This is a genomic window from Rhodococcus cercidiphylli, assembly GCF_033042225.1.
GTDB lineage: Bacteria > Actinomycetota > Actinomycetes > Mycobacteriales > Mycobacteriaceae > Rhodococcoides.
Genome location: NZ_JAWLKE010000004.1, coordinates 275,891 through 300,604, shown reverse-complemented (window position 1 = coordinate 300,604; position 24,714 = coordinate 275,891). Strand labels below are relative to the sequence as shown.

At 64.6% G+C, this 24,714-nt stretch carries 18 protein-coding genes; 8 read left to right on the top strand and 10 right to left on the bottom strand.

Translation table 11 applies throughout. The features are described from left to right. Positions 1-91: 91 nt before the first annotated feature. From R3P95_RS11940 to R3P95_RS11930, 3 genes are all read left to right on the top strand, one after another. Positions 92-667, top strand: coding sequence for a hypothetical protein (locus tag R3P95_RS11940; protein WP_300522368.1), 576 nt, complete (start codon positions 92-94; stop codon positions 665-667). 62 nt (positions 668-729) lie between these two features. Next, entirely contained in the window at positions 730-1,980 is a 1,251-nt protein-coding gene (locus tag R3P95_RS11935) for a sensor histidine kinase (RefSeq protein WP_300522370.1), read from the top strand. After that, entirely contained in the window at positions 1,977-2,633 is a 657-nt protein-coding gene (locus R3P95_RS11930; RefSeq protein ID WP_300522373.1) for a response regulator transcription factor, read from the top strand. Before R3P95_RS11935 ends, R3P95_RS11930 begins: the two co-directional genes overlap by 4 nt. Before the next feature lie 2 nt (positions 2,634-2,635). Here the strand turns inward: R3P95_RS11930 and R3P95_RS11925 are convergent, their stop codons facing one another. Next, a complete protein-coding gene (locus R3P95_RS11925; protein ID WP_300522375.1) occupies positions 2,636-3,958 on the bottom strand; it encodes an NAD(P)/FAD-dependent oxidoreductase in 1,323 nt (440 codons plus the stop codon). Between the two features lie 130 nt (positions 3,959-4,088). On the opposite strand from R3P95_RS11925, the gene R3P95_RS11920 reads away from it, so the two are divergent. After that, positions 4,089-4,988, top strand: coding sequence for a LysR family transcriptional regulator (locus tag R3P95_RS11920; protein ID WP_068053390.1), 900 nt, complete (start codon positions 4,089-4,091; stop codon positions 4,986-4,988). Here the strand turns inward: R3P95_RS11920 and R3P95_RS11915 are convergent. Next, entirely contained in the window at positions 4,964-5,932 is a 969-nt protein-coding gene (locus R3P95_RS11915) for an MsnO8 family LLM class oxidoreductase (protein WP_269595363.1), read from the bottom strand. The genes R3P95_RS11920 and R3P95_RS11915 overlap by 25 nt on opposite strands. 93 nt (positions 5,933-6,025) lie before the next feature. Here R3P95_RS11915 and R3P95_RS11910 point away from each other — a divergent pair, with 93 nt between their 5' ends. Beyond that, positions 6,026-6,451 (top strand): VOC family protein, encoded by a 426-nt coding sequence (locus R3P95_RS11910; protein WP_300522379.1) that lies wholly within the window; start codon positions 6,026-6,028, stop codon positions 6,449-6,451. On the opposite strand, the gene R3P95_RS11905 is transcribed toward R3P95_RS11910, so the two are convergent. Next, the gene (locus R3P95_RS11905) at positions 6,396-7,349 is read right to left on the bottom strand and encodes an endonuclease/exonuclease/phosphatase family protein (protein WP_269595365.1); all 954 of its coding nucleotides are present in this window, start codon (positions 7,347-7,349) and stop codon (positions 6,396-6,398) included. The two genes, R3P95_RS11910 and R3P95_RS11905, sit on opposite strands and share 56 nt — an antisense overlap. A gap of 133 nt (positions 7,350-7,482) precedes the next feature. Between R3P95_RS11905 and R3P95_RS11900 the strand changes: the two genes are divergently transcribed. Together R3P95_RS11900 and R3P95_RS11895 are read left to right on the top strand one after the other, a co-directional pair. Continuing rightward, complete coding sequence (locus R3P95_RS11900; RefSeq protein WP_269595366.1) at positions 7,483-9,123, top strand: GMC oxidoreductase; 1,641 nt, start codon at positions 7,483-7,485, stop codon at positions 9,121-9,123. A 45-nt stretch (positions 9,124-9,168) separates the two neighbouring features. Next, entirely contained in the window at positions 9,169-9,510 is a 342-nt protein-coding gene (locus R3P95_RS11895) for a hypothetical protein (RefSeq protein WP_269595367.1), read from the top strand. Positions 9,511-9,519: 9 nt separating this feature from the next. Here R3P95_RS11895 and R3P95_RS11890 read toward each other — a convergent pair whose 3' ends face one another. Next, complete coding sequence (locus R3P95_RS11890; protein WP_394855410.1) at positions 9,520-11,088, bottom strand: alkaline phosphatase D family protein; 1,569 nt, start codon at positions 11,086-11,088, stop codon at positions 9,520-9,522. A 166-nt stretch (positions 11,089-11,254) separates the two neighbouring features. On the opposite strand from R3P95_RS11890, the gene R3P95_RS11885 reads away from it, so the two are divergent. Next, on the top strand, positions 11,255-11,677 hold the full coding sequence (locus tag R3P95_RS11885; RefSeq protein ID WP_269595369.1) for a VOC family protein: 423 nt from the start codon (positions 11,255-11,257) through the stop codon (positions 11,675-11,677). Positions 11,678-11,701: 24 nt separating this feature from the next. Here R3P95_RS11885 and R3P95_RS11880 read toward each other — a convergent pair whose 3' ends face one another. The 6 genes from R3P95_RS11880 to R3P95_RS11855 all read right to left on the bottom strand — a co-directional run bounded on the left by R3P95_RS11880 (position 11,702) and on the right by R3P95_RS11855 (position 24,676). Further along, positions 11,702-12,241 (bottom strand): Rv2253 family sensor-like surface protein, encoded by a 540-nt coding sequence (locus tag R3P95_RS11880; RefSeq protein WP_269595370.1) that lies wholly within the window; start codon positions 12,239-12,241, stop codon positions 11,702-11,704. Positions 12,242-12,311: 70 nt separating this feature from the next. Then, the gene (locus R3P95_RS11875) at positions 12,312-12,701 is read right to left on the bottom strand and encodes a VOC family protein (RefSeq protein WP_269595371.1); all 390 of its coding nucleotides are present in this window, start codon (positions 12,699-12,701) and stop codon (positions 12,312-12,314) included. Positions 12,702-12,865: 164 nt separating this feature from the next. Continuing rightward, positions 12,866-16,822 (bottom strand): DNA-directed RNA polymerase subunit beta', encoded by a 3,957-nt coding sequence (locus R3P95_RS11870; protein WP_269595372.1) that lies wholly within the window; start codon positions 16,820-16,822, stop codon positions 12,866-12,868. A gap of 95 nt (positions 16,823-16,917) precedes the next feature. After that, positions 16,918-20,424, bottom strand: coding sequence for a DNA-directed RNA polymerase subunit beta (gene rpoB / locus R3P95_RS11865; protein WP_094687957.1), 3,507 nt, complete (start codon positions 20,422-20,424; stop codon positions 16,918-16,920). A 554-nt stretch (positions 20,425-20,978) separates the two neighbouring features. Continuing rightward, positions 20,979-23,555 (bottom strand): aminotransferase class III-fold pyridoxal phosphate-dependent enzyme, encoded by a 2,577-nt coding sequence (locus R3P95_RS11860; protein ID WP_300521073.1) that lies wholly within the window; start codon positions 23,553-23,555, stop codon positions 20,979-20,981. Positions 23,556-23,767: 212 nt separating this feature from the next. Beyond that, positions 23,768-24,676: a hypothetical protein gene (locus R3P95_RS11855; protein WP_269595374.1), complete on the bottom strand. Its 909-nt coding sequence runs from the start codon at positions 24,674-24,676 to the stop codon at positions 23,768-23,770. Positions 24,677-24,714: the final 38 nt, after the last annotated feature.

Sequence of the window (24,714 nt, the reverse complement as noted above, 5' to 3'; positions counted from 1 at the left end):
TGGAGCGCAGCGTCGTACCTTCGGCCGAACCACCAGCTACGACGCCTCCGCGGGGGTATCGGGTGCACGTCGACTGCGGTGAGATCGGTCCATGGACAATCCGATTCTGCTCACCATCGCGATCTGCGAGATCGGCTTCTGGGTTCTGGTGATCGGCGGCCTGTGCCTGCGCTACCTGGCACGCATGCGACGCGCCAGCACCATCACGCTCGCCCTGCTCCCGGTCCTCGACCTCGTGTTGATTGGGGCGGTGGCGCTCGATCTACACCGCGGCGGAGACGTCGAATTCGCTCACCGCCTCGCCGGCATCTACCTCGGCTGGACCGTCGTGTTCTCGCACTCCACTGTCGCCTGGCTCGACGTACGCTTCGCACACCAATTCGCTGGTGGACCCGCACCGGTCAAGGCCCCGAAGACCGGTCCGCAGGCCTACCGCAAAGAGATCCGCGGATTCGTGAAGTGGCTGGTCGCCGCCACTATCGCACTGGTGATCACGTACGGCCTCGCGTACACCGTGGCAGACTCGGAGCAGGCAGCGGCACTGAAGACCGTGATCCAGCCACTCGGCGTCATCACGTTCTTCTGGTTCGTCACCGGACCGCTGTGGGTGGCCGGCAAGCACAACTCGAGCTCGAAAGATGCGGCAGGAGAACGGAGTCGACTCTGATGGTGGCTGGTTCCAGGACACTGCGCAGGTTTCGACCCGCATGGCGACCGCGAAATCCCGTGGTGCTGCCGCTCGAAATGCTCCTGGCCACGCTCGTCTACGCCGGATTCCAACTCTCCACCGGCATGGTCGGTGACACCAAAGACGAACTCGTCCGCAGCCCGACCCTGATCGCAGTGGGTATCGCTGCCCTGCTGGCGATGACGGCCGCGACGTGTGTGCGCCGATCGTTTCCCGTCGTGTCGTACCTGTCGGTGGTCGCGATCAGCGTCGCGCTGATTCTGGTTCTGCCGGACCGCACTCTCGGATTCACCCCGCTGTACTGGTTTGCGATCGCCGCCTTGGCAATTCGAGTGACCGGGCCACGCCTGTTCGCTCCCCTCGCCGTCGGCCTCATCCTCGAGATCGTCGTCAGCGTCGACACCCGGCTGTCCTTTCCCGATGCCGCAGCCGGACCCGGTGGCACGATCGGGGTGGTGGCCGAGCAGGTCGTGAACCTCGCCATCAACTACACGGTGCTCATCGCTCTGGGTAAGTACATCGCACGGAACAGAGCCCAGGAGCTCGAGAGCGAGGCCGCCCTCCGCCGAGCCGAGATCGAACACCGCCAGCAGCTCGACGCGGCGCTGGACAACGAGAGAAAAGCCATGGCACGCGAACTCCACGACGTCGCGGCTCACCACCTGACCGGCATGCTCATCCAAGCCAAAGCATCGAAGACCCTCATCCCGAGCAACCCCGAGCAGGCACGCGAACTACTCACCGGCGCAATCGGACACGGCCAGCGCACCCTCGACAGCCTGCGCCAGATCGTCGGCATCCTGCGACCGAGCGACACGGCCTACAGCTTCGACACCGACCTCAGCTTCGACACCGCCACTGCACCGCAACCGATGATCTCCGACATCGCCGAGCTGATCGAACAGTCTCGAATCTCGTTCGGGCGCGTCCAGACGAGCATCGTGGCAGACAGTGACGATACCGACAGCGCCGTGCAACTGACGTGCTACCGCGTCGTTCAAGAAGCGTTGTCCAATGCCCGAGTCCATGCGCCGAACTGCGTTGTGCGCGTGCAGGTGACCGTGGGTTCGTCGGCCGTCGAGGTGACCGTCACCAACACGATGCCGTCGAATGGGACAGAGCAGCGCGAGTCCACAGGACAGGGATTCGGTATTCCGGGAATGCGGGAGCGGGCCGCTCTACTCGGCGGGACCCTCGACGCCGGATTTTCCGACGACCGAACGACGTGGACCGTGCACGCTCGACTGCCCGTCGGCGGAAAGATCTCTCGGGCGCAGGAGGTGCCGGCATGATCACCGTTCTGATCGCGGACGATCAACCCGTGGTTCGACAGGGGTTCGAGCTGTTCCTGGCCGGCCATCCCGACATCGAAGTGGTCGGCCACGCGAGCTCGGGAAAGCATGCCGTACAACAGGTATCGACCCTGAAACCGGACGTCGTACTGATGGACATCAGGATGCCGAACGGTGACGGGCTGACCGCAACGCGCGAGATACTGGCGCAGTTCGACAGCGTTCGCGTCATCGTCGTCACCACGTTCGACCTCGACGAGTACGTGTTCGCTGCCCTCGATGCCGGGGCGTCGGGCTTCCTGCTCAAGGACACCGATCCCGACGAACTCGCCGACGCGGTGGTCACCGTCGCCGGCGGCGGAGCGGTGCTCTCTCCTCGACTGACCCCGCGCCTGATGACCGAGTTCGCCCGCCGCGGCGCGCCGAGTCGGCCCAACTCCGTTCCGCCGCAACACGACCTGAGTCTGCGAGAAATGGAAGTGGTGCAACTACTGGCGCAGGGCCTGGGCAACAACGAGATCGCGCGGGAACTGCAACTCGAACAGAGCACGGTGAAGACCCACATCGGTAACATCTGCCGCAAACTCGACGTAAAAACCCGAGTGCACGTGGTGATCTGGGCCTACCGCAACGGCCTCGTGAGCAGCCGGTAAAGCTAGGCCGCCTTTCGCTCCTCGTCATCGGCAGTCTCATCGGCGCGCTCGATAAGAGAGGCAGAGTGGTCGGTGTACTGGAAGTGCGGTCGCTTGTCGCCGATGTACGACGTCATCCACGACACCACCGCGACGTAGCGATTCCGGAAGCCGACCAGGTACATCAGGTGCACGGCAAGCCACATGAGCCAGGCGATCGGTCCCGACATGTCGACCTTGCCGAACAGCCGCGCCACCGCGCTGAATCGGCCGACGATCGACATGCTGCCCTTGTCTGTGTACTCGAACGGCGTTCCCGCGTCGACCTTTCCGATGATCATCTTCGCGACGTGCCTGCCCTGCTGCATCGCCACCGGTGACTGTCCCGGGAGCTTGTTCAACGACGTCACGTCGCCGATCGCGTAGATGTCCTTCGCCGAACCGACCGTCAGGTCGTCGTGCACGAGAAGGCGACCGGCGCGGTCGGTTTCGCATCCGGTGCGCTCGGCGATCGTGGCCGCGAGATCGCTGGCCTGAACACCGGCCGACCAGATGACAGTCTTGGCCGGGTAGGTACGCGAGGTCTTGGTGTCGACATCCTGCACCGTGACGACGTCGTCGGCGATGTCAGTGACCATGGCTCCGGTGACGACGTCGGCGCCGGACTTCTCGAGCTTCGTGCGGGCGTACGCGCTGAGCTTGCCGCCGAACGCGGGCAGAACTTCCTTGACCCCGTCGACGAGAGTGACCGTGACGTCGCTCGGGTCGATGTCGGGGAACGAGCCGGCGAAATAGCGGTGCGCGAGATCCCTGATCTGGCCGGCCAATTCGACACCCGTCGCGCCTGCACCGACAACGACGAAGCTCAGCAATTCCTTGCGAGCAGCCGAATCGGTTGTCAGGTGCGCAGTTTCGTAGCAACTCAGGATCTGCTCACGCAGAGCGATCGCGTCGTCGACGGTCTTGAGCGCGAACGTGCGGTCCTTGAACTCGTCGCGCCCGAAGTACGCCTGCGTGGCACCCGTGGCGACGATCAATCGACCGAAGCCGATGGTGTGGCTCTGTCCGGCACCGATGTAGGTGACCTGGTGATTCTCGGGATCGACATCGACGACGCGCCCGAGACGCACGTCCGCCGAGTCGTACTGCGCGAGGATGCGCCTGACCGGAGGGGCGATCTCACCCGTCGAGAGCATTCCGGTGGCGGCCTGGTAGAGCAGCGGCTGAAAAAGGTGTTCGGTGGTGCTGGAGATCAGCGAGAACGTCACACCGGCCTTGCCCAGAGACTTGGCGGCAGCCAATGCTCCGAATCCCGATCCCACGATGACGACGTCGTACGTTTGCACAGCACTTTCCTTTTCGGCTCGAGTCTTTTCCTCTACGAAGAACTACCTCCATGAAACTCCGACCGCGATGCTCTATCAACGCGGAAGTTGAAATAGCATCTATGAGCAGAACTCATGATTGGATGGCTACATGGAACTGCGGCAGCTGAAGTACTTCCTCGCGGTCGGCGAGGAACTGAACTTCTCACGCGCTGCCGAACGCTGCTACGTCTCGCAATCGGCGATCAGTCTGCAGATCTCCAAGCTGGAACGAGAAATCGGCGAACCGCTGTTCGAGCGGACCTCTCGTACCGTCCGATTGACCGTTGTCGGAGCACAATTGGTTTCCATCGCCCGGCACATGGTGGAGCTCGAGCAGGCCGCCCTGGCGCTGACGACGCGCAAGCGGAACCAGCTGCGCCTGACCGGAAACATGACGTTCGCGGCCAACGCCATCTCCGCCATCGTCGCGGTCCGCGAGCGTCATCCCGACGCCGAGATCGACTTCGTGCTGAAACGATTCGCAGAACAGATCGAAGCGGTGACATCCGGCGACTGCCAGGTGGCGCTGATCCGCGGTAGCGTCGAACGCTCCGGTCTCCATGTGACCGAACTGTGGACCGAGGACCTCGTCGTCGTCCTCCCCGAGGGTCATCCTCTGGCGGGTGAGGACAACCCGAGCCTGAGCCAGCTCGCCGGCTACCCCCTGCTACTTCCCAAACGGAGCGAGCAGATCCTGCTGCACCGGGTGATCGAACGCGAGATGAAACGCAGCGGACTGCCGTTGAGCTTCGGCCCACCCGTGGCGTCCGATCACACCGCCAGCGCCGAACTCCTCAAGAACCCGCAGTGCTGGTCCATTCTGTACGCCAGTACCGCCGACAGCACCCCCAAGACCGGCCTGGTCTTCCGCACCGAGGCCGACCGCAGGCTTCGGCTCCCGGTCTCGGCCGTCGTCGACGCGACCGTTCCCGCCACCGACATTCAGCGCGACCTCGTGGCGGCCCTGGCTGCGACAGCACCTGTTCAGCCCGCCACCCCTGCGAGCTGAGCGAACGCGGCATCGGCGTCGAACAATTCGGCGCGATCGTACGTGGACGTCGAGGCCATGATCTCGTTCGCGTTGGTGCGCTCGATCACCTCCTCCAACCGAGAACGGACCTGCCCGGTCGTGCCGAGGATGCTAGACGCCAACGACGCCTCGATTCGGTTCCGTGTCTGCGGCGTCCACTGCGATTGATCAATCACAGACGCTCGCTCCAGAGCTGGAAACTCGCCCTCGCGTCTGGACCTGGCCATCGCCCATGCCTCCGGGACGGCCAACCTACGTGCATCCTCGGCGTCGGCTGCGATCGTCACGTCGAGCGAGATGATCACGTACGGTTCGGGATTCGAGAGCGTGGGCCTAAAGTGCTTGCGATACATCGCCAACGGATGATCCTTCTGCAGCACCGGTCCACCGACGACCACCGGAAGCCCGGCGCGAGCGGCCACCTCGAGACCGGCTCCGGTGGCGAGGACGAACACCGGTGGAGCAGCGGTGGCAGGGCGGGCCGTCACCGGTGCCGAACCGTCCAGATACGAACGCAATTCGGCGATGTCGGACTCGAACGTGTCGGGCGCGTCACGGTCTCGGCGCAATGCTGCGCGGACCGGTTCGGTGAATCCGAGGGAGCGGCCGACTCCGAGGTCGATTCGGCCCGGAAAGAGGGACTCCAACATCAGGAACTGCTCGGCCACGATCAGGGGCTGATGATTGGGCAGCATCACCCCGCCGGATCCGACGCGAATGCGCGAGGTGCGCGACGCCACCGCCGCAGCAAGTACCGCGGGCGCGCCCGACGCGATACCGGGAACACCGTGATGCTCGGCCACCCAGAACCGGTGCAGCCCGATCTTCTCCGCATGTACCGCTCGTTCGACGGTATGCCGCAGCGCCGAGGCGTCGTCCATTCCGGATCGAGTGCGGGATCTGTCGAGCAGTGAGAACAACACGGATATGTCAACCGACGAGGCGTCGGGCATATTTCTCGAAGCGTTCGGTGATAGCGGACCGACTGTGTCCGCAAAGGCGCTCACCATTGCTCCATGAACCTCACCATGAAGATCGAACTCGTCACCCTCGCCGTCACCGATGTGGACCGCGCCAAGGACTTCTACACCTCGATCGGCTTCGAGGCCGACCACGACGCCCGCCCCTGGGACGGCATCCGGTACGTCCAGCTCACTCCCCCGGGTTCGGCGTGCTCCATCGCGATCGGCGAGGGCATCACCGACGCCGAGCCGGGCAAGGGAGCCGGGATTCTGATGGTCGTGGACAACATCCAGGAGGCCTACGAGCACCTCACCTCGTCGGGTCTGACCATCGATCCGCCCAAGGACGAGGGCTGGGGCACGTTCGTGTACTTCGCCGACCCCGACGGAAACAAGTGGTCGTGCAGCAGTTGCCCGCGCAGCCCTAGTGGGGACCGAAGGCAAGCCGGGCCAGGATGCCGCGGTGGTCGGAACCGGTGACCGTCACCGGCTCGACCGATCGAACCGCCATGTCCGCCACCAGAACATGGTCGATGGCGATGACGGGTGGGTACCAGGTGTGCGCCGGATACGTCCTGAGCATCCCGGCCCCGGTGGCCACCGCGGCATCGACGAACCGGCCGTCCTGTAGATCTCGGTACCGCCGATGATCCTGCGTCGCGTTGAAGTCGCCGGCCACCACCACGGGACCGTCGTCGACGGGGATCTTGGCCAATAGTTGACGCAGCAGCGCGAGCTCGCGAACCCATTCGGACGGCTCCCGCGGCCACGGCGGCACCGGGTGGACCGCGAACACCAGAGGCCGACCCGGCATCTCCACCCGTGCAGAGAGCAATTCGGTCACAAAACCGTCGTGCCGCTGCTCGTCGACGAGCGGGAAACGGCTGTAGATGCCGGTGCCTTCGCCTCCGGGGGCGGCGCTGACATACGCGTGCGGCAACGAGCCGGACAGTCTCGGGCGAAGACGGGCCTCGGCCTCGGGCGTCAGTTCTACGAGAGTGAGCACGTCCGGTCGATGTTGCTCGACCAGCGCAACCAACGCGTCGAGATCGGCCTGTCCCAGCCAGATGTTGGCGTGCAGGACCGTCAGAGTCGGTGCCTCGGTCGTCGTCCGGGAGCGGTGCCTGTGTAGTGGACGGTGCCTCTGCAGCGGCAGCTGCGTTGCGATGGCACCCGTCAGTACAGCGGCCCCCGCAGCCAGCCCCCACCACCCGAACGCCACGGCCGCGAGTGCAGTGCCGGGCACCGCGGCGAGCATGAGGACATGTGCCAAAGACGCGGCAACGAGCATCGCCTGCCCCCGCGCGTCGACGAGGTGCGCCACGATGCCGATTACCGCTGCGAAGAGCAGTAACAGGGCCAACGATGCCGAAACCATGAGCGGAAGTCTTACAGGCAAACCTGAGGCCGACCTGGGAAGCGTCTTCGAGACCGACCGAACTGTTCGCTTTCTCGCCGCAAACACGACAGAATCGACAACGCTGTCCGTGAGTCAAGTAGGGGGACTTTCCGTGAACCGAAGGCAACTGCTGCGGTTGGCCGCTGCCGGAATGCTCGGCGCTGCCGCCGCTCCGGTCCTGAACTCGGCCGGAACGCCGGGCTCCGCCACCGCAGGCGCGCTGCCGATCGGTGCCGAACGCATCCGAGCACTGGTTCCCGAGCTGTTCGCCGACCCCCCGCGCCCACCGGACCACTCACCCGTGATCGTCATCGGCTCCGGATTCGGTGCCAGCGCCGCCGCCCTCCGCATGGCTCAGGCCGGCACCCAGGTCACCGTCCTCGAACGCGGACTGCGCTGGCCACGTGATCCATGGCGCGAGATCTTCACCGCCGACATGACCGCCGACGGACGCGGACTGTGGCAGCAGAGCTCGTTCACCAACATCACCGGCATGCCCGTCGGGCCGGTCGACCTGTTCGGCGGCGTCCTCGACACCACCCGCTACGAGAACCTCTCCGTCTGGCGCGGCGCTGCCGTCGGCGGCGGCTCGATCGTCTACACCGGCGTCACCATCGCCCCCGACAAGAAGTTCTTCGACCTCTCCTTCGGCGGACGACTGAACTACGACGAGATGGCCGCCACCTGGTACCCCAAGGCGCGCTCGATGCTCCGGCCGTCGGCGATGCCCGAGGACATCTACAACAGCCCGAACTTCGCACACTCACGCACGTGGGACGACCACGCCAGGCGGGCCGGCTTCACCCCGCAGGCAGTGGACGGCAACTGGAACTGGAACGTCGTCCGCGACGAGATCGGCGGTCGCTCCAGGCCGTCCGCGACCGTCGGCGCGAGCACCTTCGGCAACTCCAACGGCGCCAAGCACGACCTGACCCAGAACTACATCCCCCAGGCCGAGGCCACCGGCAACGCGACGGTATGTCACAGCCATCGCGTCGCGGCGATCGGCACCGAATCCGGCGGCCGCTACCGCGTCGAGATCGAACGCCTCGACCCGTTCGGCACCGTACTCGAGACACGCACGCTCACCTGCGACACCCTCGTCCTCGGAGCGGGGTCCATCGGCACCACCGAGCTGCTGATGCGCGCCCGCAGCACCGGTGCGCTGGCGAACCTCAACGAATTCGTCGGCACCGGATGGGGCACCAACGGCGACGCGTCGATGACGCGGTCGCTGGGGCCGATGTCGGCCGGACCGCAGGGTGCGCCGTGCGCATCCCGCATCGTCGACGACTCAGGACTGCCACTGACCGTCGAGAACTGGTACGTGCCGGGCGTTCCGGTGAATCTCGGTTTCATCGGCTCCCTCGGTATGACCATCGACCCCCTGCGTGGAAACTTCGGATTCGATTCCGCCACAGACGCATTGACCCTCAACTGGCCGAAGGGTGGCAGCCGCGACACCGTGGAAGCCCTACGCGCAGTGCAGAATCGGATGGCTCAGGCCGGCGGTACCGTCGTCGCAGCCGAACCGTTCACCCGCGACGTCGACGACACCTTCACCGCCCACCCACTCGGCGGCGCGGTACTGGGCGACGCCACCGACAACCACGGGCGGGTGAAGGGTCACCCCGGGCTCTACGTCGTCGACGGTGCCCTGATCCCCGGTAGCACCGGAGCCGCCAACCCGTCGCTCACCATCACCGCATTGGCCGAACGCAACGTCGCGCAGATCATCGCCGACGGTCGCTGACCGTCCGAAGTGGGTAGACCCGCGCCGAACGGGTAGCCCACAGATATGCCCGTCAACGACCCGACCGAACGCACCATCGCCGATCGCGACGTCGAAAAGCGCTGGAACGACCCCGGTGCCCTTCGTAAGGCTGCGGGATACTGCGCAGGTGTGGTGGCGGTGGCTGCCGCCCTGACCGCGGTGTTCCTGGTCGTCGACCGCTCCAGTCCTGTGTTGGCCGCGTCGGTGCCCGCGGTGTGCTTCCTCGGCGGGATCGGAGCTCTGACGTTGGGATACAAGTCCTACCGAGCCGGTGGCACGTGGCCGATCTGGCAGGGCGCGGCATGGTTCCTGTTCACCGTGATGCTGCTCGGCCTGGCGATGCCGATGTTCGCCATCCGTCAGTGACCGTAGGCGTCAACCGAGCTGAATCTTGGGGCGGCCTTCCGGGACGGTGACGGTTGCGGCGGTGCGCACCGGCTTGCCCGGCGTCGACACCGCATCGAGAACCCTCACTTCCGAATGCCATTCGGTGTTCGTCAGCGTGCTGCGGAGATAGCCGCGACGAGCATTGCCGTACTTGACGTGCGGTGAGGCCTCGGCGATAGCCGCCCCGGCGGCGTCGACATCGGCCCCGTCCTTGCCCGACGCGATCGACGTGGCCGCGATCTCCACACCTTGGATCGGCGACACCTGATCCTGGTAGTCGCGTCGCAATTCCGACACGATGGTGCGGTGAATGTCGCCGACGATCGACGCGACGTTCTTCGTGCCACGATCCCTGGCCCCGTCCAGAATTCGGTGCCGAGACGCCTCGTATCCGCTCCACGGATCCATCCCGACCTTGCGATCGCTACCGAGCCCACGAGCCAAGTCCGAGATGACCGTCTGATGCGCCAGGAAGTTCCACGTCGACGGTGATGCGAACCCGTCGAGAATCCACTTCTCCTGCGCTGCACCGGTTATGGTGCGCGACGGATCGGCCGTCTCCGCGTCCTGCGCATGCTCGCCGTCACCGTGCGCCTGATCGCTGCGGTACTGCCGCGTGTCCAGCACCGAGAAGTCCACCAGATCACCGAACGAGAACCGTCGATAGACCGTCATGTCCGGTCCGACGGGCTTCAGATTCACCCGCACCGGAGTGTTCTCCCACCACGCCTTGAACGCATCGGCCCTGCGCAACAGAAACTCTCGCGGATCGTCGTCGTCCTGACTGATCTGCGAGGCCCAGTTGTTGTCCACCTCGTGATCGTCGAACGTCGAGACGAACGGTGCCGACGCATGCGCCGCGGCGAGGTTCTCGTCCGCCTTGTACAACGCATACCGGTCTCGATAGTCGCTGAGCACCATGGTTTCTCGGGAAGCCGACTCGGTACGCGGCTCACCCTTGCGAGCACCCTCGTCCTTGATCGCGTACTCGTAGATGTAGTCGCCCAGAAAGAACACCACATCGAGATTCGACGCCGCCAGGTCCTGGTATGCGCCGAAGTACCCGTCCTCCCATTTCTGGCACGACGCCCAGGCGAAATCGAGCCTGCTCAGCGGCTGCCCCACTGCCGGTGCAGTTTTGGTGCGGCCGACCGAGCTGGAGTGCGGTCCGACGAGAAAGCGATAGAAGTATTCGCGAGCGGGCTCCAGCCCTCGGACGTCGACATGAATCGACCAGCCGTCGAACTCGGTGGCAAGCTCGACGCCCTCGCGGGTGATGTTCGCGAATCGCTCATCCGCGGCGATCTGCCACCGCACCGGCACGACGCCAGGCGTCATTCCGCCCAGTGGCGCAAAGGGATCGGTGGCGAGTCTGGTCCACAGCACCACCGAATCGGGCAGTGGATCGCCGGATGCCACGCCGAGGCGGAACGGGTAATCGGGCGTCACCACGGACTGGGCCTGCGCCGTGGTTCCCGCGAGTCCCGGAGTGAACGCCAACGCCCCCACCAGCGCACTCCACGTCAGAAACTGCCGACGTGTGGCCCCCGCTCGCATGGAGATGTCCTGACCGAACCGTATCTCGTTACCCCGTCTCACCATCCTCCGAGGCTGTCGCGCCCGAACGAACTGTGCGCGTCGTCGATCGAAAGGGCACATGAACACGAAATTTCCATTCGATTCAGGACCTGAATCGTCCGCAATCACGGCAAAACTCGAACGCATGACGAACACCGACCGCACAGGCTCCCAAATCGACCACCTCAACATCGGCGTCGCCGATCTTGCCGCCAGCGCCGAGTTCTACGGTGCTGTACTGAAACCACTGGGGATCAGCGAGATCATGCGGGTACCGCACACCCCCGAGGCGAACCAACTCGCCATGATCGCGTTCGGCTGGGCGCAGGTGAAGCCCTTCTTCTGGATCGTCGACGCACCGGGTTCGGCCATCGGACCGCACACCCATCTCGCCTTCAGCGCCCCGGATCGCGCCACCGTCGATGCCTTCCACGCCGCGGCACTCTCGGCAGGAGCGATCGAGCTCAGGCCTCCAGGGCTGCAGCCGGAATACCACGCCTCGTACTACGGATCATTCGTCCGCGATCTCAACGGCATCGACCTCGAGGCCGTCTGCCATCACGAATGATTCGACGGACGCGTTCTCAGTCGGTCAGCTACTGCCGAATATCGGCGGCAGGACGGGCAGCGGCGAGACAGGATATGCAGCAACATCCATGACGACGGTGCCGTCGCAGTAGCCGCCGTAGATCGTGGTCGTCCACACGCCCTCGAAGCTGCCATCGGGCTGCGGGGTGTAGTAGGCCACCGAGTGCGCGTCGTTGTACTCCTTGGGATTTCCTTCACCCTTCCAGCAGTCCCACACCCAGTCGTAGGTGTGCACCCAACTCGTTCCGTCCCAGACGTAGTCGATCGGGCGGTTCTGGAGGGACTCGTTCGCCGGGGGTGGACCGGCGACGACGGAGGCAACACAGTCTCCGTCGACGCAATCGGTGGCGAAGGTGTAGACGTTGGAGAAATCCGGTTCTCGCTGCGACGCCGCTGCGCTCGTGCCGGTCTTGCTCGCCGCGAACCGCATCAGCGAATAATCACCCGACCACGAAGGATCGTCACCGGGTGCCGCACCGGCCGGGAGTGCTCCCGCGACAATCCACGCCATGACCATCGCAAGCACGAGCACAGTCTTTCGCATAGGAGGACGGTAACGGCTGAGACCCCGCAACGAGCCCGAGACGGCAAAGTCCGCCCGCCCGGTGGGCGATTCAGGCCTGAACCACCCACACCATATTGCCGTCGGGATCACGCAGCACGAACATCGGCGGCGCACCGTCCTCCGTCCCGGACAATGCGTCCATGTCGACACCGCCGATCGCGGCCAGTCGCGCATGTTCCGCCTCGACGTCGGGAGTTTCCACACCGATCGAGGACCCACCGGGCGAGTCACCCATCGGCGGATTCAGGGCCAGGCGTGCCGTCGAACCGGGCGGCGCCACCTCGACCCACCGATACTCGCCCTCGGGGCCGAAACGCGTATCGTCGCGCAGCTCGAAACCGAGCACGCGTGAATAGAACTCGAGCGCGGCGTCCTGGTCTGCGACGGTGAACATGGCCACGCCGATGTTCACGATGGTGCTGGATGTTTGATCGGTCATGCCGGTACCGACTCGAGGCGCATCGAAAACTCACCGCGCACCCCAGATAAAACAAAGCCCCGCACCGACCGAAGTCGATGCGGGGCTTTGTCTGCTGGCTCTGTCGTCGTGAGCGGAAACTCGTAGTGGGCTACGAGTTTCTGTGCACGTGCGACGAAGTCGCTCTAGCGGTATTCGTTGGAGAAACCGTAGTCGTCGAGCGGCACGGCAGCGCCGGTTCCCTGGCCGAAGCCGTCCGGGCTGTAGTACTGATCGTCGTACGACGGCACCGCGTATGCCGCGGCACGTGCCTCTTCGGTCGGCTGCACCGTGATGTTCCGGTACCGGTTGATGCCGGTACCAGCCGGGATGAGCTTACCGATGATGACGTTCTCCTTGAGACCTATGAGCTTGTCGCTACGGCAGTTGATCGCCGCATCGGTGAGCACACGAGTGGTCTCCTGGAACGACGCTGCCGACAGCCACGAGTCGGTGGCCAGCGACGCCTTGGTGATACCCATCAGGACTGGACGTCCGGCTGCGGGCTCGCCACCCTCGGAGACGACGCGACGGTTGCTCGACTCGAATTCGCTGCGCTCGGTGAGTGAACCGGGCAGGAACTCGGTGGAGCCGCTGTCGATGATCGTCACGCGACGGAGCATCTGGCGAACGATCGTCTCGATGTGCTTGTCGTGAATCGACACACCCTGCGACCGGTACACCTCCTGGACCTCGTTGACGAGGTGAATCTGCACCTGACGGGGACCCATCACACGCAGGACCTCGTGCGGATCGGCAGCACCTTCCATGAGCTGCTGGCCGACCTCGACGTGGTCACCGTCCGCCAAGAGGCGCTCGGTGCCGTCGTCGTGCTTGAAGACGCGCAGACGCTGACGCTTGGAGAGCTTGTCGTAGACGACCTCTTCGCCGCCGTCGTCCGGAACGATGGTGATCTTGTAGAAACGATCGCCGTCCTCGAGCTGGATGCGTCCCGACACGTCCGCGATCGGAGCCTTGCCCTTCGGCACACGTGCCTCGAACAGCTCCTGCACACGAGGCAGACCACCGGTGATGTCATCTCCGGCGACACCACCCTGGTGGAAGGTACGCATGGTCAGCTGGGTTCCGGGCTCACCGATGGACTGTGCGGCAACGATACCGACGGCCTCACCGATGTCGACCAGCTTGCCGGTGGCCATCGAGCGGCCGTAGCAGGTGGCGCAGACGCCGGTTCCGGTGGTGCAGGTGAGCACCGAGCGAACCTTGACCGACGTGATGCCCGCGGCGAGCAGCGCGTCGATGGCCGGGTCACCGAGATCGTGTCCGCGAGCGACGATGACCGTGCCGTTCTCGTCGACAGCGTCGTTCGCCAAGGTGCGGGCGTACGTGCTGGTCTCGACGTGAGCGTCGCGGATCATCTTGCCGTCGGCCGTCTTCTCGGCGATCGTCGTGACGATGCCGCGCTCGGTGCCACAGTCGGTTTCCCGAACGATGACATCCTGCGAGACGTCGACCAGACGACGCGTCAGGTAGCCCGAGTCGGCGGTACGAAGCGCCGTGTCGGCCAGACCCTTACGAGCACCGTGCGTGTTGATGAAGTACTCGAGAACCGTCAGGCCTTCCTTGAAGGAAGACTTGATCGGACGCGGGATGAACTCACCCTTCGGGTTCGTCACCAAGCCCTTCATGCCGGCGAGCGAGCGAACCTGAGTCATGTTTCCGGCTGCGCCGGACTTCACGATCATCGGGATCGGGTTGTCGTCGGGGAAGTGCGCCTCCATAGCCTTACCGACCTGCTCGGTCGCGTCCTGCCAGATCTTGACCAGAGCGGAGTTGCGCTCGACCTTGTCGAGTGCGCCACGCTGGTACTTCTTCTCGATCTGATCGGCCTGAGCCTCGAAGGTCTCCATGATCTGCGGCTTCTCCGGCGGCACGAGGACGTCGGAGATCGAGATGGTGACACCCGAACGCGTGGCCCAGTAGAAGCCTGCGTCCTTGAGCTTGTCGACGGTCTGCGCGACGACGATCATCGGGTAACGCTCGGCGAGATCGTTGATGATGGTCGACTGACGCTTCTTCGGCATCTGCTCGTTGACGAACGGGTAGTCCGCCGGAAGCAGCTCGTTGAAGAGCACGCGTCCCAGAGTGGTCTGCGCGGTCCATGCCTCGCCGCGGTTCCAGCCGTTCGGGAACAGCTCGTTCTCGATGTCACGCGGCGGGCGCTGCGTGGTGAGACGAACCCGAATCTGCGACTGCACCGTGAGCGATCCACGATCGACGGCCATCTGAGCCTCGGCCGGGGAGGAGTACGCCCCGAACTCGGCCGTGTCGGTCTTGGCGTCGGCGCGCTCGCCGACAGCACCGGCATCGAGACGCGTCAGGTGGTACAGACCCGTCACCATGTCCAGACGCGGCATGGCGAGCGGACGGCCCGATGCCGGCGAGAGGATGTTGTTCGACGACAGCATCAGCACGCGTGCCTCGGCCTGAGCCTCGGCGGACAGCGGGAGGTGGACAGCCATCTGGTCACCGTCGAAGTCGGCGTTGAACGCCTCACACACGAGCGGGTGCAGCTGGATGGCCTTGCCCTCGACGAGCTGCGGCTCGAACGCCTGGATGCCCAACCGGTGCAGGGTGGGTGCACGGTTCAGCAGCACGGGGTGCTCTGCGATGACCTCTTCGAGAACGTCCCACACCTGCGGACGCTGACGCTCGACCATGCGCTTGGCCGACTTGATGTTCTGCGCGTGGTTCAGATCCACCAGACGCTTCATCACGAACGGCTTGAACAGCTCGAGAGCCATTAGCTTCGGCAGACCACACTGGTGCAGCTTGAGCTGCGGGCCGACGACGATGACCGAACGGCCCGAGTAGTCGACGCGCTTGCCGAGGAGGTTCTGACGGAAACGACCCTGCTTGCCCTTGAGCAAGTCGGAGAGCGACTTCAGCGGACGGTTACCCGGTCCGGTTACCGGACGTCCACGACGGCCGTTGTCGAACAGGGCGTCGACCGACTCCTGCAGCATCCGCTTCTCGTTGTTGACGATGATCTCGGGAGCACCGAGATCGATCAGACGCTTGAGGCGGTTGTTGCGGTTGATGACGCGGCGGTACAGATCGTTGAGGTCGGACGTCGCGAAACGTCCACCGTCGAGCTGCACCATCGGACGAAGCTCCGGCGGGATGACCGGGACAGCGTCCAGGACCATGCCCATCGGGGAGTTACGGCCGGCCTGGAACGCAGCGACGACCTTCAGACGCTTGAGCGCGCGCAGCTTCTTCTGGCCCTTGCCGCTACGGATGGTCTCGCGAAGAGATTCCGCCTCGGCGTCGATGTCGAAGGTCTGCATGAGCTTCTGGATCGACTCGGCACCCATGGCACCGGTGAAGTACTCGCCGTACCGGTCGATGAGCTCGCGGTAGATGAGCTCGTCGACGATGAGCTGCTTGGGAGCGAGCTTGGTGAACGTGGTCCAGATCTCTTCGAGACGATCGAGCTCACGCTGCGCGCGGTCACGGAGCTGACGCATCTCGCGCTCGCCGCCGTCCTTGACCTTGCGGCGCACGTCGGACTTGGCACCCTCGGCTTCGAGCTCGGCGATGTCGGCTTCGAGCTTCTGCGCACGAGCCTCGAGATCGGCGTCGCGCTGATCTGCGACGGCCTTCTTCTCGACCTCCATCTCGGCCTCGAGCGTCGAGAGCTCGTTGTGACGGAGCTCGTCGTCGACCGTGGTGATGACGTAGGCAGCGAAGTAGATGATCTTCTCGAGATCCTTCGGAGCCAGGTCGAGCAGGTAGCCCAGACGCGACGGCACACCCTTGAAGTACCAGATGTGCGTGACCGGAGCAGCCAGTTCGATGTGGCCCATGCGCTCACGACGCACCTTGGCGCGAGTGACCTCGACGCCACAACGCTCACAGATGATGCCCTTGAAGCGGACGCGCTTGTACTTGCCGCAGTAGCACTCCCAGTCCCGAGTGGGGCCGAAGATCTTCTCGCAGAAGAGGCCGTCCTTCTCGGGCTTGAGCGTGCGGTAGTTGATGGTCTCCGGCTTCTTGACCTCGCCGTAGGACCACTGACGGATGTCGTCCGCAGTGGCAAGGCCAATGCGAAGTTCATCGAAGAAGTTGACGTCGAGCACGTAACTTCCTTTCCCCGTTATGGGTGTTGTGCTGGAAGAGCAAATGAGAAGAACGCCTCCGGGCCTGCAGTGACGCAGGCCCGGAGACCACTGAACTACTGAGCGAGGTCGTCGACCGTGGCAGCTTCGTTGCGGGAGAGGTTGATTCCCAGGTTGGCTGCGGCACGCTCGAGGTCTTCGTCGTCACCGTCGGCCATCGTGATGGCAGCGCCGTCCGAGGACAGCACCTCCACGTTGAGGCACAGCGACTGGAGCTCCTTGAGGAGCACCTTGAAGGACTCGGGGATACCGGGCTCGGGAATGTTCTCGCCCTTGACGATCGCCTCGTACACCTTCACGCGGCCGACAACGTCGTCCGACTTGATGGTGAGAAGCTCCTGCAGCGTGTACGCGGCACCGTAGGCCTGCATGGCCCAGCACTCCATCTCACCGAAGCGCTGTCCACCGAACTGGGCCTTACCACCGAGGGGCTGCTGCGTGATCATCGAGTACGGCCCGGTCGAACGAGCGTGGATCTTGTCGTCGACCAAGTGGTGCAGCTTGATGATGTACATGTAGCCCACCGACACCGGGTACGGGAACGGCTCGCCGGAGCGGCCGTCGAACAACGTGGCCTTACCGTCGGATCCGACCATCTGCTCGCCGTCGCGGTTGGGAATCGTGCTCTCCAGCAAGCCGGCGAGCTGATTCTCCTTGGCACCGTCGAACACCGGGGTGGCGATGTTGCTGTCGGCCGGAGCCGCCAACATCTCCTCGGGCAGACGCTCGGCCCAATCGGGCTTCGTGCCGTCCGCGGCGATCTGAACGTTCCATCCGGTCTTGCCGATCCAACCCAGGTGGGTTTCGAGGACCTGACCGATGTTCATACGACGCGGCACACCGTGGGTGTTGAGGATGATGTCGATCGGGGTGCCGTCGGGCAGGAACGGCATGTCCTCCTGCGGGAGGATCTTGCCGATGACGCCCTTGTTGCCGTGACGGCCTGCGAGCTTGTCGCCGTCCTGGATCTTGCGCTTCTGAGCCACGTAGACGCGGACCAGCTCGTTGACGCCGGGAGGCAGATCGTCGTCGTCGTCGCGCGAGAAGACGCGGATGCCGATGACCTTTCCGTTCTCGCCGTGCGGAACCTTGAGCGAGGTGTCGCGAACTTCGCGAGCCTTCTCACCGAAGATGGCGCGCAAGAGGCGCTCTTCGGGGGTCAGCTCGGTCTCGCCCTTCGGCGTGACCTTTCCGACCAACACGTCGCCGTCACGAACCTCGGCACCGATACGGATGATGCCGCGCTCGTCGAGGTCTGCGAGGACCTCGTCGGAGACGTTCGGGATGTCGCGAGTGATCTCCTCGGCACCGAGCTTGGTGTCGCGAGCATCGATCTCGTGCTCCTCGATGTGGATCGAGGTGAGAACGTCCTCTTCCACGAGGCGCTGCGACAGGATGATCGCGTCCTCGTAGTTGTGGCCCTCCCACGGCATGATCGCCAGCAGCAGGTTCTTGCCGAGTGCCATCTCACCGTTCTCGGTGCAGGGGCCGTCGGCGAGGACCTGGCCGGTCTCGACGCGCTGTCCCTCGTCCACGATCGGACGCTGGTTGGCGCAGGTGCCCTGGTTGGAGCGCGCGAACTTACGCATCCGGTAGGTCTTGCGAGTTCCGTCGTCGGCCATGACCGTGACGTAATCGGCGGAGACCTCTTCGACGACACCGGTCTTCTCGGTGATGACGACGTCACCGGCGTCGACAGCTGCACGCAGCTCCATGCCGGTTCCGACGATCGGCGACTCGCTGCGAACCAGCGGGACGGCCTGACGCTGCATGTTCGCGCCCATCAGGGCACGGTTGGCATCGTCGTGCTCGAGGAACGGGATCATCGCGGTTGCGACGGACACCATCTGGCGCGGCGAGACGTCCATGTAGTCGATGTCGTCGGACGAGACGAACTCGACCTCTCCACCCTTACGACGGACGAGAATCTTGTCCTCGATGAAGTGACCCGAGTCGTCGACCGGAGAGTTCGCCTGCGCGAGCGTGTGGCGATCCTCCTCGTCGGCGGTCAGGTAATCGACATCGTCGGTGACCTTGCCGTCGACGACCTTGCGGTACGGGGTCTCGATGAACCCGAACGGGTTGACGCGTGCGTACACCGAGAGCGATCCGATCAGGCCGATGTTCGGGCCTTCCGGGGTCTCGATGGGGCACATGCGGCCGTAGTGCGAGGGGTGCACGTCGCGGACCTCGAGGCCGGCGCGCTCACGAGAGAGACCGCCGGGTCCCAGTGCCGACAGGCGACGCTTGTGCGTCAGACCCGACAGCGGGTTGTTCTGGTCCATGAACTGCGAGAGCTGGGACGTTCCGAAGAACTCCTTGATCGCAGCGACGACGGGACGGATGTTGATCAGGGTCTGCGGCGTGATCGCCTCGACGTCCTGAGTCGTCATACGTTCGCGCACGACGCGCTCCATGCGGGACAGGCCCACGCGGATCTGGTTCTGGATGAGCTCGCCGACGGTACGCAGACGACGGTTACCGAAGTGGTCGATGTCGTCGACCTCGACCGGAACCTCGACGCCGTCGGGTGCGGTCATCGAGGTCTCACCTGCGTGCAGACGCACCAGGTACTCGATGGTCGCGACGATGTCTTCCTCGGTGAGGGTCGACGCCACGATGGGCTGACCCGAGTTGAGGCCGAGCTTCTTGTTGATCTTGTAGCGACCCACGCGAGCGAGGTCGTAGCGCTTGTCCTTGAAGAACAGGTTCTCCAGCAGGGTCTGCGCCGACTCCTTGGTCGGCGGCTCGCCCGGACGCAACTTGCGGTAGATGTCGAGGAGTGCCTCGTCGGTACCGGCGGTGTTGTCCTTCTCCAGCGTGGCCATGAGGATCTCGGAGAAGCCGAAGCGCTCCGTGATCTGCTCGGTGGACCAGCCGAGAGCCTTCAGCAGCACCGTGACGGGCTGGCGACGCTTGCGGTCGATGCGGACACCGACGGTGTCGCGCTTGTCGACGTCGAACTCGAGCCATGCGCCGCGACCGGGGATCACCTTGACGCTGTGCAGGTCCTTCTCGGTGGTCTTGTCGATCGAATGATCGAAGTAGACGCCCGGCGAACGCACCAGCTGCGAGACGACGACACGCTCGGTGCCGTTGATGATGAAGGTGCCCTTGTCGGTCATCATCGGGAAATCACCCATGAAGACCGTCTGGCTCTTGATCTCACCGGTGTTGTTGTTGATGAACTCGGCCGTGACGAACAGCGGAGCCGCGTACGTCATGTCCTTGTCCTTGCACTCATCGGTCGAGGCCTTGACCTCGTCGAATCGTGGGTCGGAGAAGGAGAGAGACATCGAACCCGAGAAGTCCTCGATCGGAGAGAGCTCGGTCAGGATGTCCTCGAGTCCACCGGCGACACTGCTGTCTCCGCGGGCGGCGGCACGGTCACGCCAACTTTGCGCACCTACCAGCCATTCGAACGAATCCGTCTGTACATCGAGGAGACCGGGTACCTCCAACGGCTCGCGAATGTTCGCGAACGAAACCCTCCTCGGGGCTCCCGGTGTTCCGACAACTGCCTTGGTCTGGCTAGAGACTGCCAAGATGCGTCCTTCCAGCACCTCACGCGGGTCGCTCGTGCAGTGCGACCGCCGCTGTATCTGTTTGCTATATGTGGGGCGAATTTCGGCTGGTGCAACCAGACCGAATCCCCATCACAGCGGCCCGAAAACGTGCTTTCGGGTAACAGCGATCGAGAGGTGGACAGGAGGCAGCCAGCGCAACGTCCAAAGGTACCCCAAATGTGCGCACAGCGCAACGGGGGCATCAAAAGTAGCACCCGGGGTCCATTCACGCGCCGACTCGACGAAAGCGTGTCGCCTGCCGAACGCCCAGAACCACTGCGCTCATCGAACCACTGCGCTTCCGAAACCACTGGGGGTGCTCCTGACGACAAGAGTGAACCGTGCCGCCCCCTTCGTCAAGAGGTTCGGCCCGATCCGTTTTCCGAGAGACTGCTCTCGACCCGGCCGCGTCAATGAACCACTGCACCGCCGAGACGTGTGCAACGGTCCATTGACGCAGTCGGGAGGACGCAGTCGGGAGGACGCAGTCGGGAGGACGCAGTCGGGGGCGGGCCACCCGGCGGGGACACCGACGCACCCGCCCCTGCCGACTACCGGTCGGCCTTGCGCCACCGCGTGGCCTCGGCGAGCGCGAACCCGTGGACATCCGCCAGCTCACCCAACCGCTCGACACTGTCGCCGTCGAGGGTGGTGCCGATGCTGCGCAGTCCGAACTCGCCCGACAACGCGATCAGCATCGTCTCGGCCATGCAGGCATACGTCAGACCTGGAGCCAACCCGTAGGTCAACCCGAATTCCGAACCCGACGGCACCCGCACGATGCCGCCGTCGAACACCGTCACGTCGGGCCGCTCACTGCGCACGTCCCGGCCGATGTTCGGCGGCTGCGCAACATCGCAGACGATGGCACCCTCCATCAGATCCGTCGGATCGATCAGCGCATGCGGCGCCGATGTCGCAGCGATGACGATCAACGAATCCTTCACCGCAGCAACAGAATCGGTGAAGAACTCGACATGTCGCGACCTGGTCAGATCGTCCAGATCACCGTCGACCGCGTGCGCGGCACCGGCCAGATCTCCCGAACCCGTCCCGGCCCGAGCGCACGCCACCATCTCCTGCGCGGCCGCCCACAGCTTGGGTGCGACGACCGAACTCTCCCCCTTCCTGCCGACCAACACGACGGCGCCGACCTCGCCGGCCAACTGCATGCCGATCGTTCGCCCGATCGCCCCGGCGGCACCGAGAATCGTCACCCGAGCCCGCGCGACATCGATACCGCGTTCACGGCACACGCGTCGAACAGCCCGCAGACTCGCCGCAGCGGTGAACGTGTTGCCGGTGGTGATCGGTCGCGTCGTCGCGCCGAGGCCCAACCCGTTCCCGGTGATCACCGACGAATAACCGCCCAACCCGACCACCGTCGCACCGCGTGAGATCGCCAGGTCGACGGCACCGCCGACCACCCGCAGCGCCTGCTCGGTCGGCAGATGCAGCAACTGCTCGGAGGTGTACGGCAGCCCGATCAGATCGCCGTGCGCCGTCGCCTCCTCACCCCCGACGACTCGGCCGCTGCCGATGACGAACGACGCAGGTTCGAGCTCGGACGTCGATGCCGCGAACCGCTCGAGCAGGTCCTGCCGCTCGCCGTGGTCGAACACCTCCAGCGCCGGATCGAACGCAGCGAAGAATCCGAGATCGAGAGGATGCGCGATGAACGCGAAGCGTCGATCGGCCTGTCGCACAGGGATATCGGGCGTCCGACCCGGGCGCAACGCCTCGAGCGCGGGCGGAGTGGCGACGGTCGGTCGGCCCAGCAGATGCCCGAACAATCCGTCCAGGTCCCCCACCGCCGCATACCCCAATGCGCGATCCAACGCCGCGACCAGCCGCGAGCACTGCACCGCCGACACCGTCAACGGTGGTTCGATCCGAATCACCCTGTTACCGAACAGAGTCGGAGCCACACGTATCCCCTCTACATCGAGCAGGTACGAGCAGATCACCACCGCCAGATTGTGTTGATCGGCAATCGATCCCAGCAACGACTGCCGCCCGACGAAGTTCACGTCCGCGGTGAGTTCCAGGCCCAGCAACAGTCCGCGACCGCGCACCACGGTGACCACCGACGGATATTTCTCGGCCAGCACGGAGAGATCGTTCTTCAGCTGCCGCCCGAGAACGGCCACGGTCTGCACCAGAGCGCAGTCGTCTCGAGTCAACTCGTCGAGTACCGCGATACCGACCCGCGCGGCCAACGCGTTCCCGGCGAAGGTCGACGTGTGACGGAGCGCGAAACTTTCGTCCACCAACCTCGGCGCACACAACACCGCACCCACCGGCACGATCCCTCCCCCGAGCGCTTTGGCCACGGTGAGAATGTCCGGCACCACACCATCGTGCTCGGCGGCGAACATCCTGCCGGTCCGGCCGAGCCCGGTCTGCACCTCGTCGAGAGCCATCAGCACCCCGTGCCGATCACAGATCTCCCGCACGCGGCGTAGGTACCCGTCGGGTGGACACACCACCCCGCCCTCACCCTGGATCGGCTCCACCAGAAACACCGCATAGTGCCCGGGTGCCACCGCCAGGGCCGCGTCGAGCGCGTCCGAATCACCGAACTCGATGTGATCGAATCCCTCGACCGGTGCACCGAAACCGCTCTGGTACTTGATGTTTCCCGTCGCAGACAAAGCGCCGAGAGTCTTGCCGTGAAAACCGTTCCCGGTGGTCAGTACACCCAGCCGACCGGTGTGCGCTCGCGCGATCTTGAGCGCCACCTCGGTAGCCTCGGTACCACTGTTGACGAACGTCGTCCGCGTCAATCCGTCGGGTGCGATGCGCCCCAACCGATCTGCCAATTCACCCGCTGCCGTCAGCACCGACGGCTGCACGAAGATCGCCTCCCCGCTGCATCGAACATCGTTGATCGCCTGCCAGATCGGAGTGGGGCCGTGACCGAACGGCAGCGCCCCGTATGCACCCGCGAAGTCCAGATAGCGTCGACCCGCGGCGTCGAACAGAACCGTCCCGTCGCCCCGCACGTACTCGCGATCCAAGTTCAGCGCAGACAACAGCCGATACAGTTCGGGATTGACGTGCTCGGCAAAGCCCGAACGACCGGACCTGGATTCCAGCGCGAAATAATCGATGGTTGTGTCAGTCATGACCTGCATGCTCCGTTTTCATCGGATCCACCCCTGGCTGTCGAGCGTCTATTGGTTGTCTCGAACAACCAGGGCTCGCCCCAAGCCAGGACGCAATCGCGATGGTAACTCGGTGGCCAGCCGGTGACAGACGGCCGAAAAGCGCACGAAAAAGCCCCGTCCGAGCAGGAATTCTGCGTCGAACGGGGCCGGATCGAGTGCTGTTGTGACGCCTACTGATCGTCGATTGCCGACAGCTTCCAGGTGCCGTCGACCTTCTCCATGTTCACCGTCAACGGGCCCTCGGCACTACCCGATGCGACACCGTTCTGCGTGGCACTGATGTTCACGTTGGCGATCAGTTCCGCCATGCCATCCTCCAGCCGCGAGACGCCGATATCGGTGACCATAGCTTCGGTTCCCGTATCCGTCTGCACCACAGCCGATTTGGTGGTTTCCGCGGTGGAGTTGAACTCGTCGAGCATCGACTGATTGAGCACCGCACGAGCGGCATCGAAATCGGCGTCGATCGTGGCGGCCTTGTACGTGTACAAGGTTTGCAGCGCGTCGGTCGCGGCCGAAGTGACTTCCTGCGTCGCCGCGGAATCCACCCAGGCTGCGTTGTCGATCGTGGCGAACGGCTTGAACGCGGCAACGGCAGCGAACGCACCGAGCACAACGGCTATGACCGCAACGACGATGACGTGCTTGTAGCCGATCCCCGACGCCGACGCCGACGCGGCGGCAGAGTCGGTCGACGCGGAATCAGCTGCGGACTTGTCGGTTGGCGGCTTGTCGAGCACAGGCTTGTCGGTTGCCGGCTTCTCGAGCACAGGCTTGTCGGTAGCGGGCTTATCGGTTGCCGGCTTGTCGAGCACAGGCTTGTCGGCAGCGGGCTTATCGGTCACCGGCTTCTCGACAGCAGGCTTGTCGAGCGCGGGGTTGTCGGCTGTGGGCTTGTCCGATACGGGCTCGGTGGGCGGTGTCGTGGTGACCGCCGAAGTCTCGGTCGCAGCGGACGCCTCGGCACCGGTCGAGTCCGTGGCGGAGTTGGCAGCAGTCGGCTTCCCGGTACCGGCCACCTTCCGGCGAACTTTGCTGGTGGTGGTGGGTGGAACGATCTTGCGACGCTGGGGAGGCACTACAGAACTCCTTCGAAACTCACTTCGGTACAGACGGA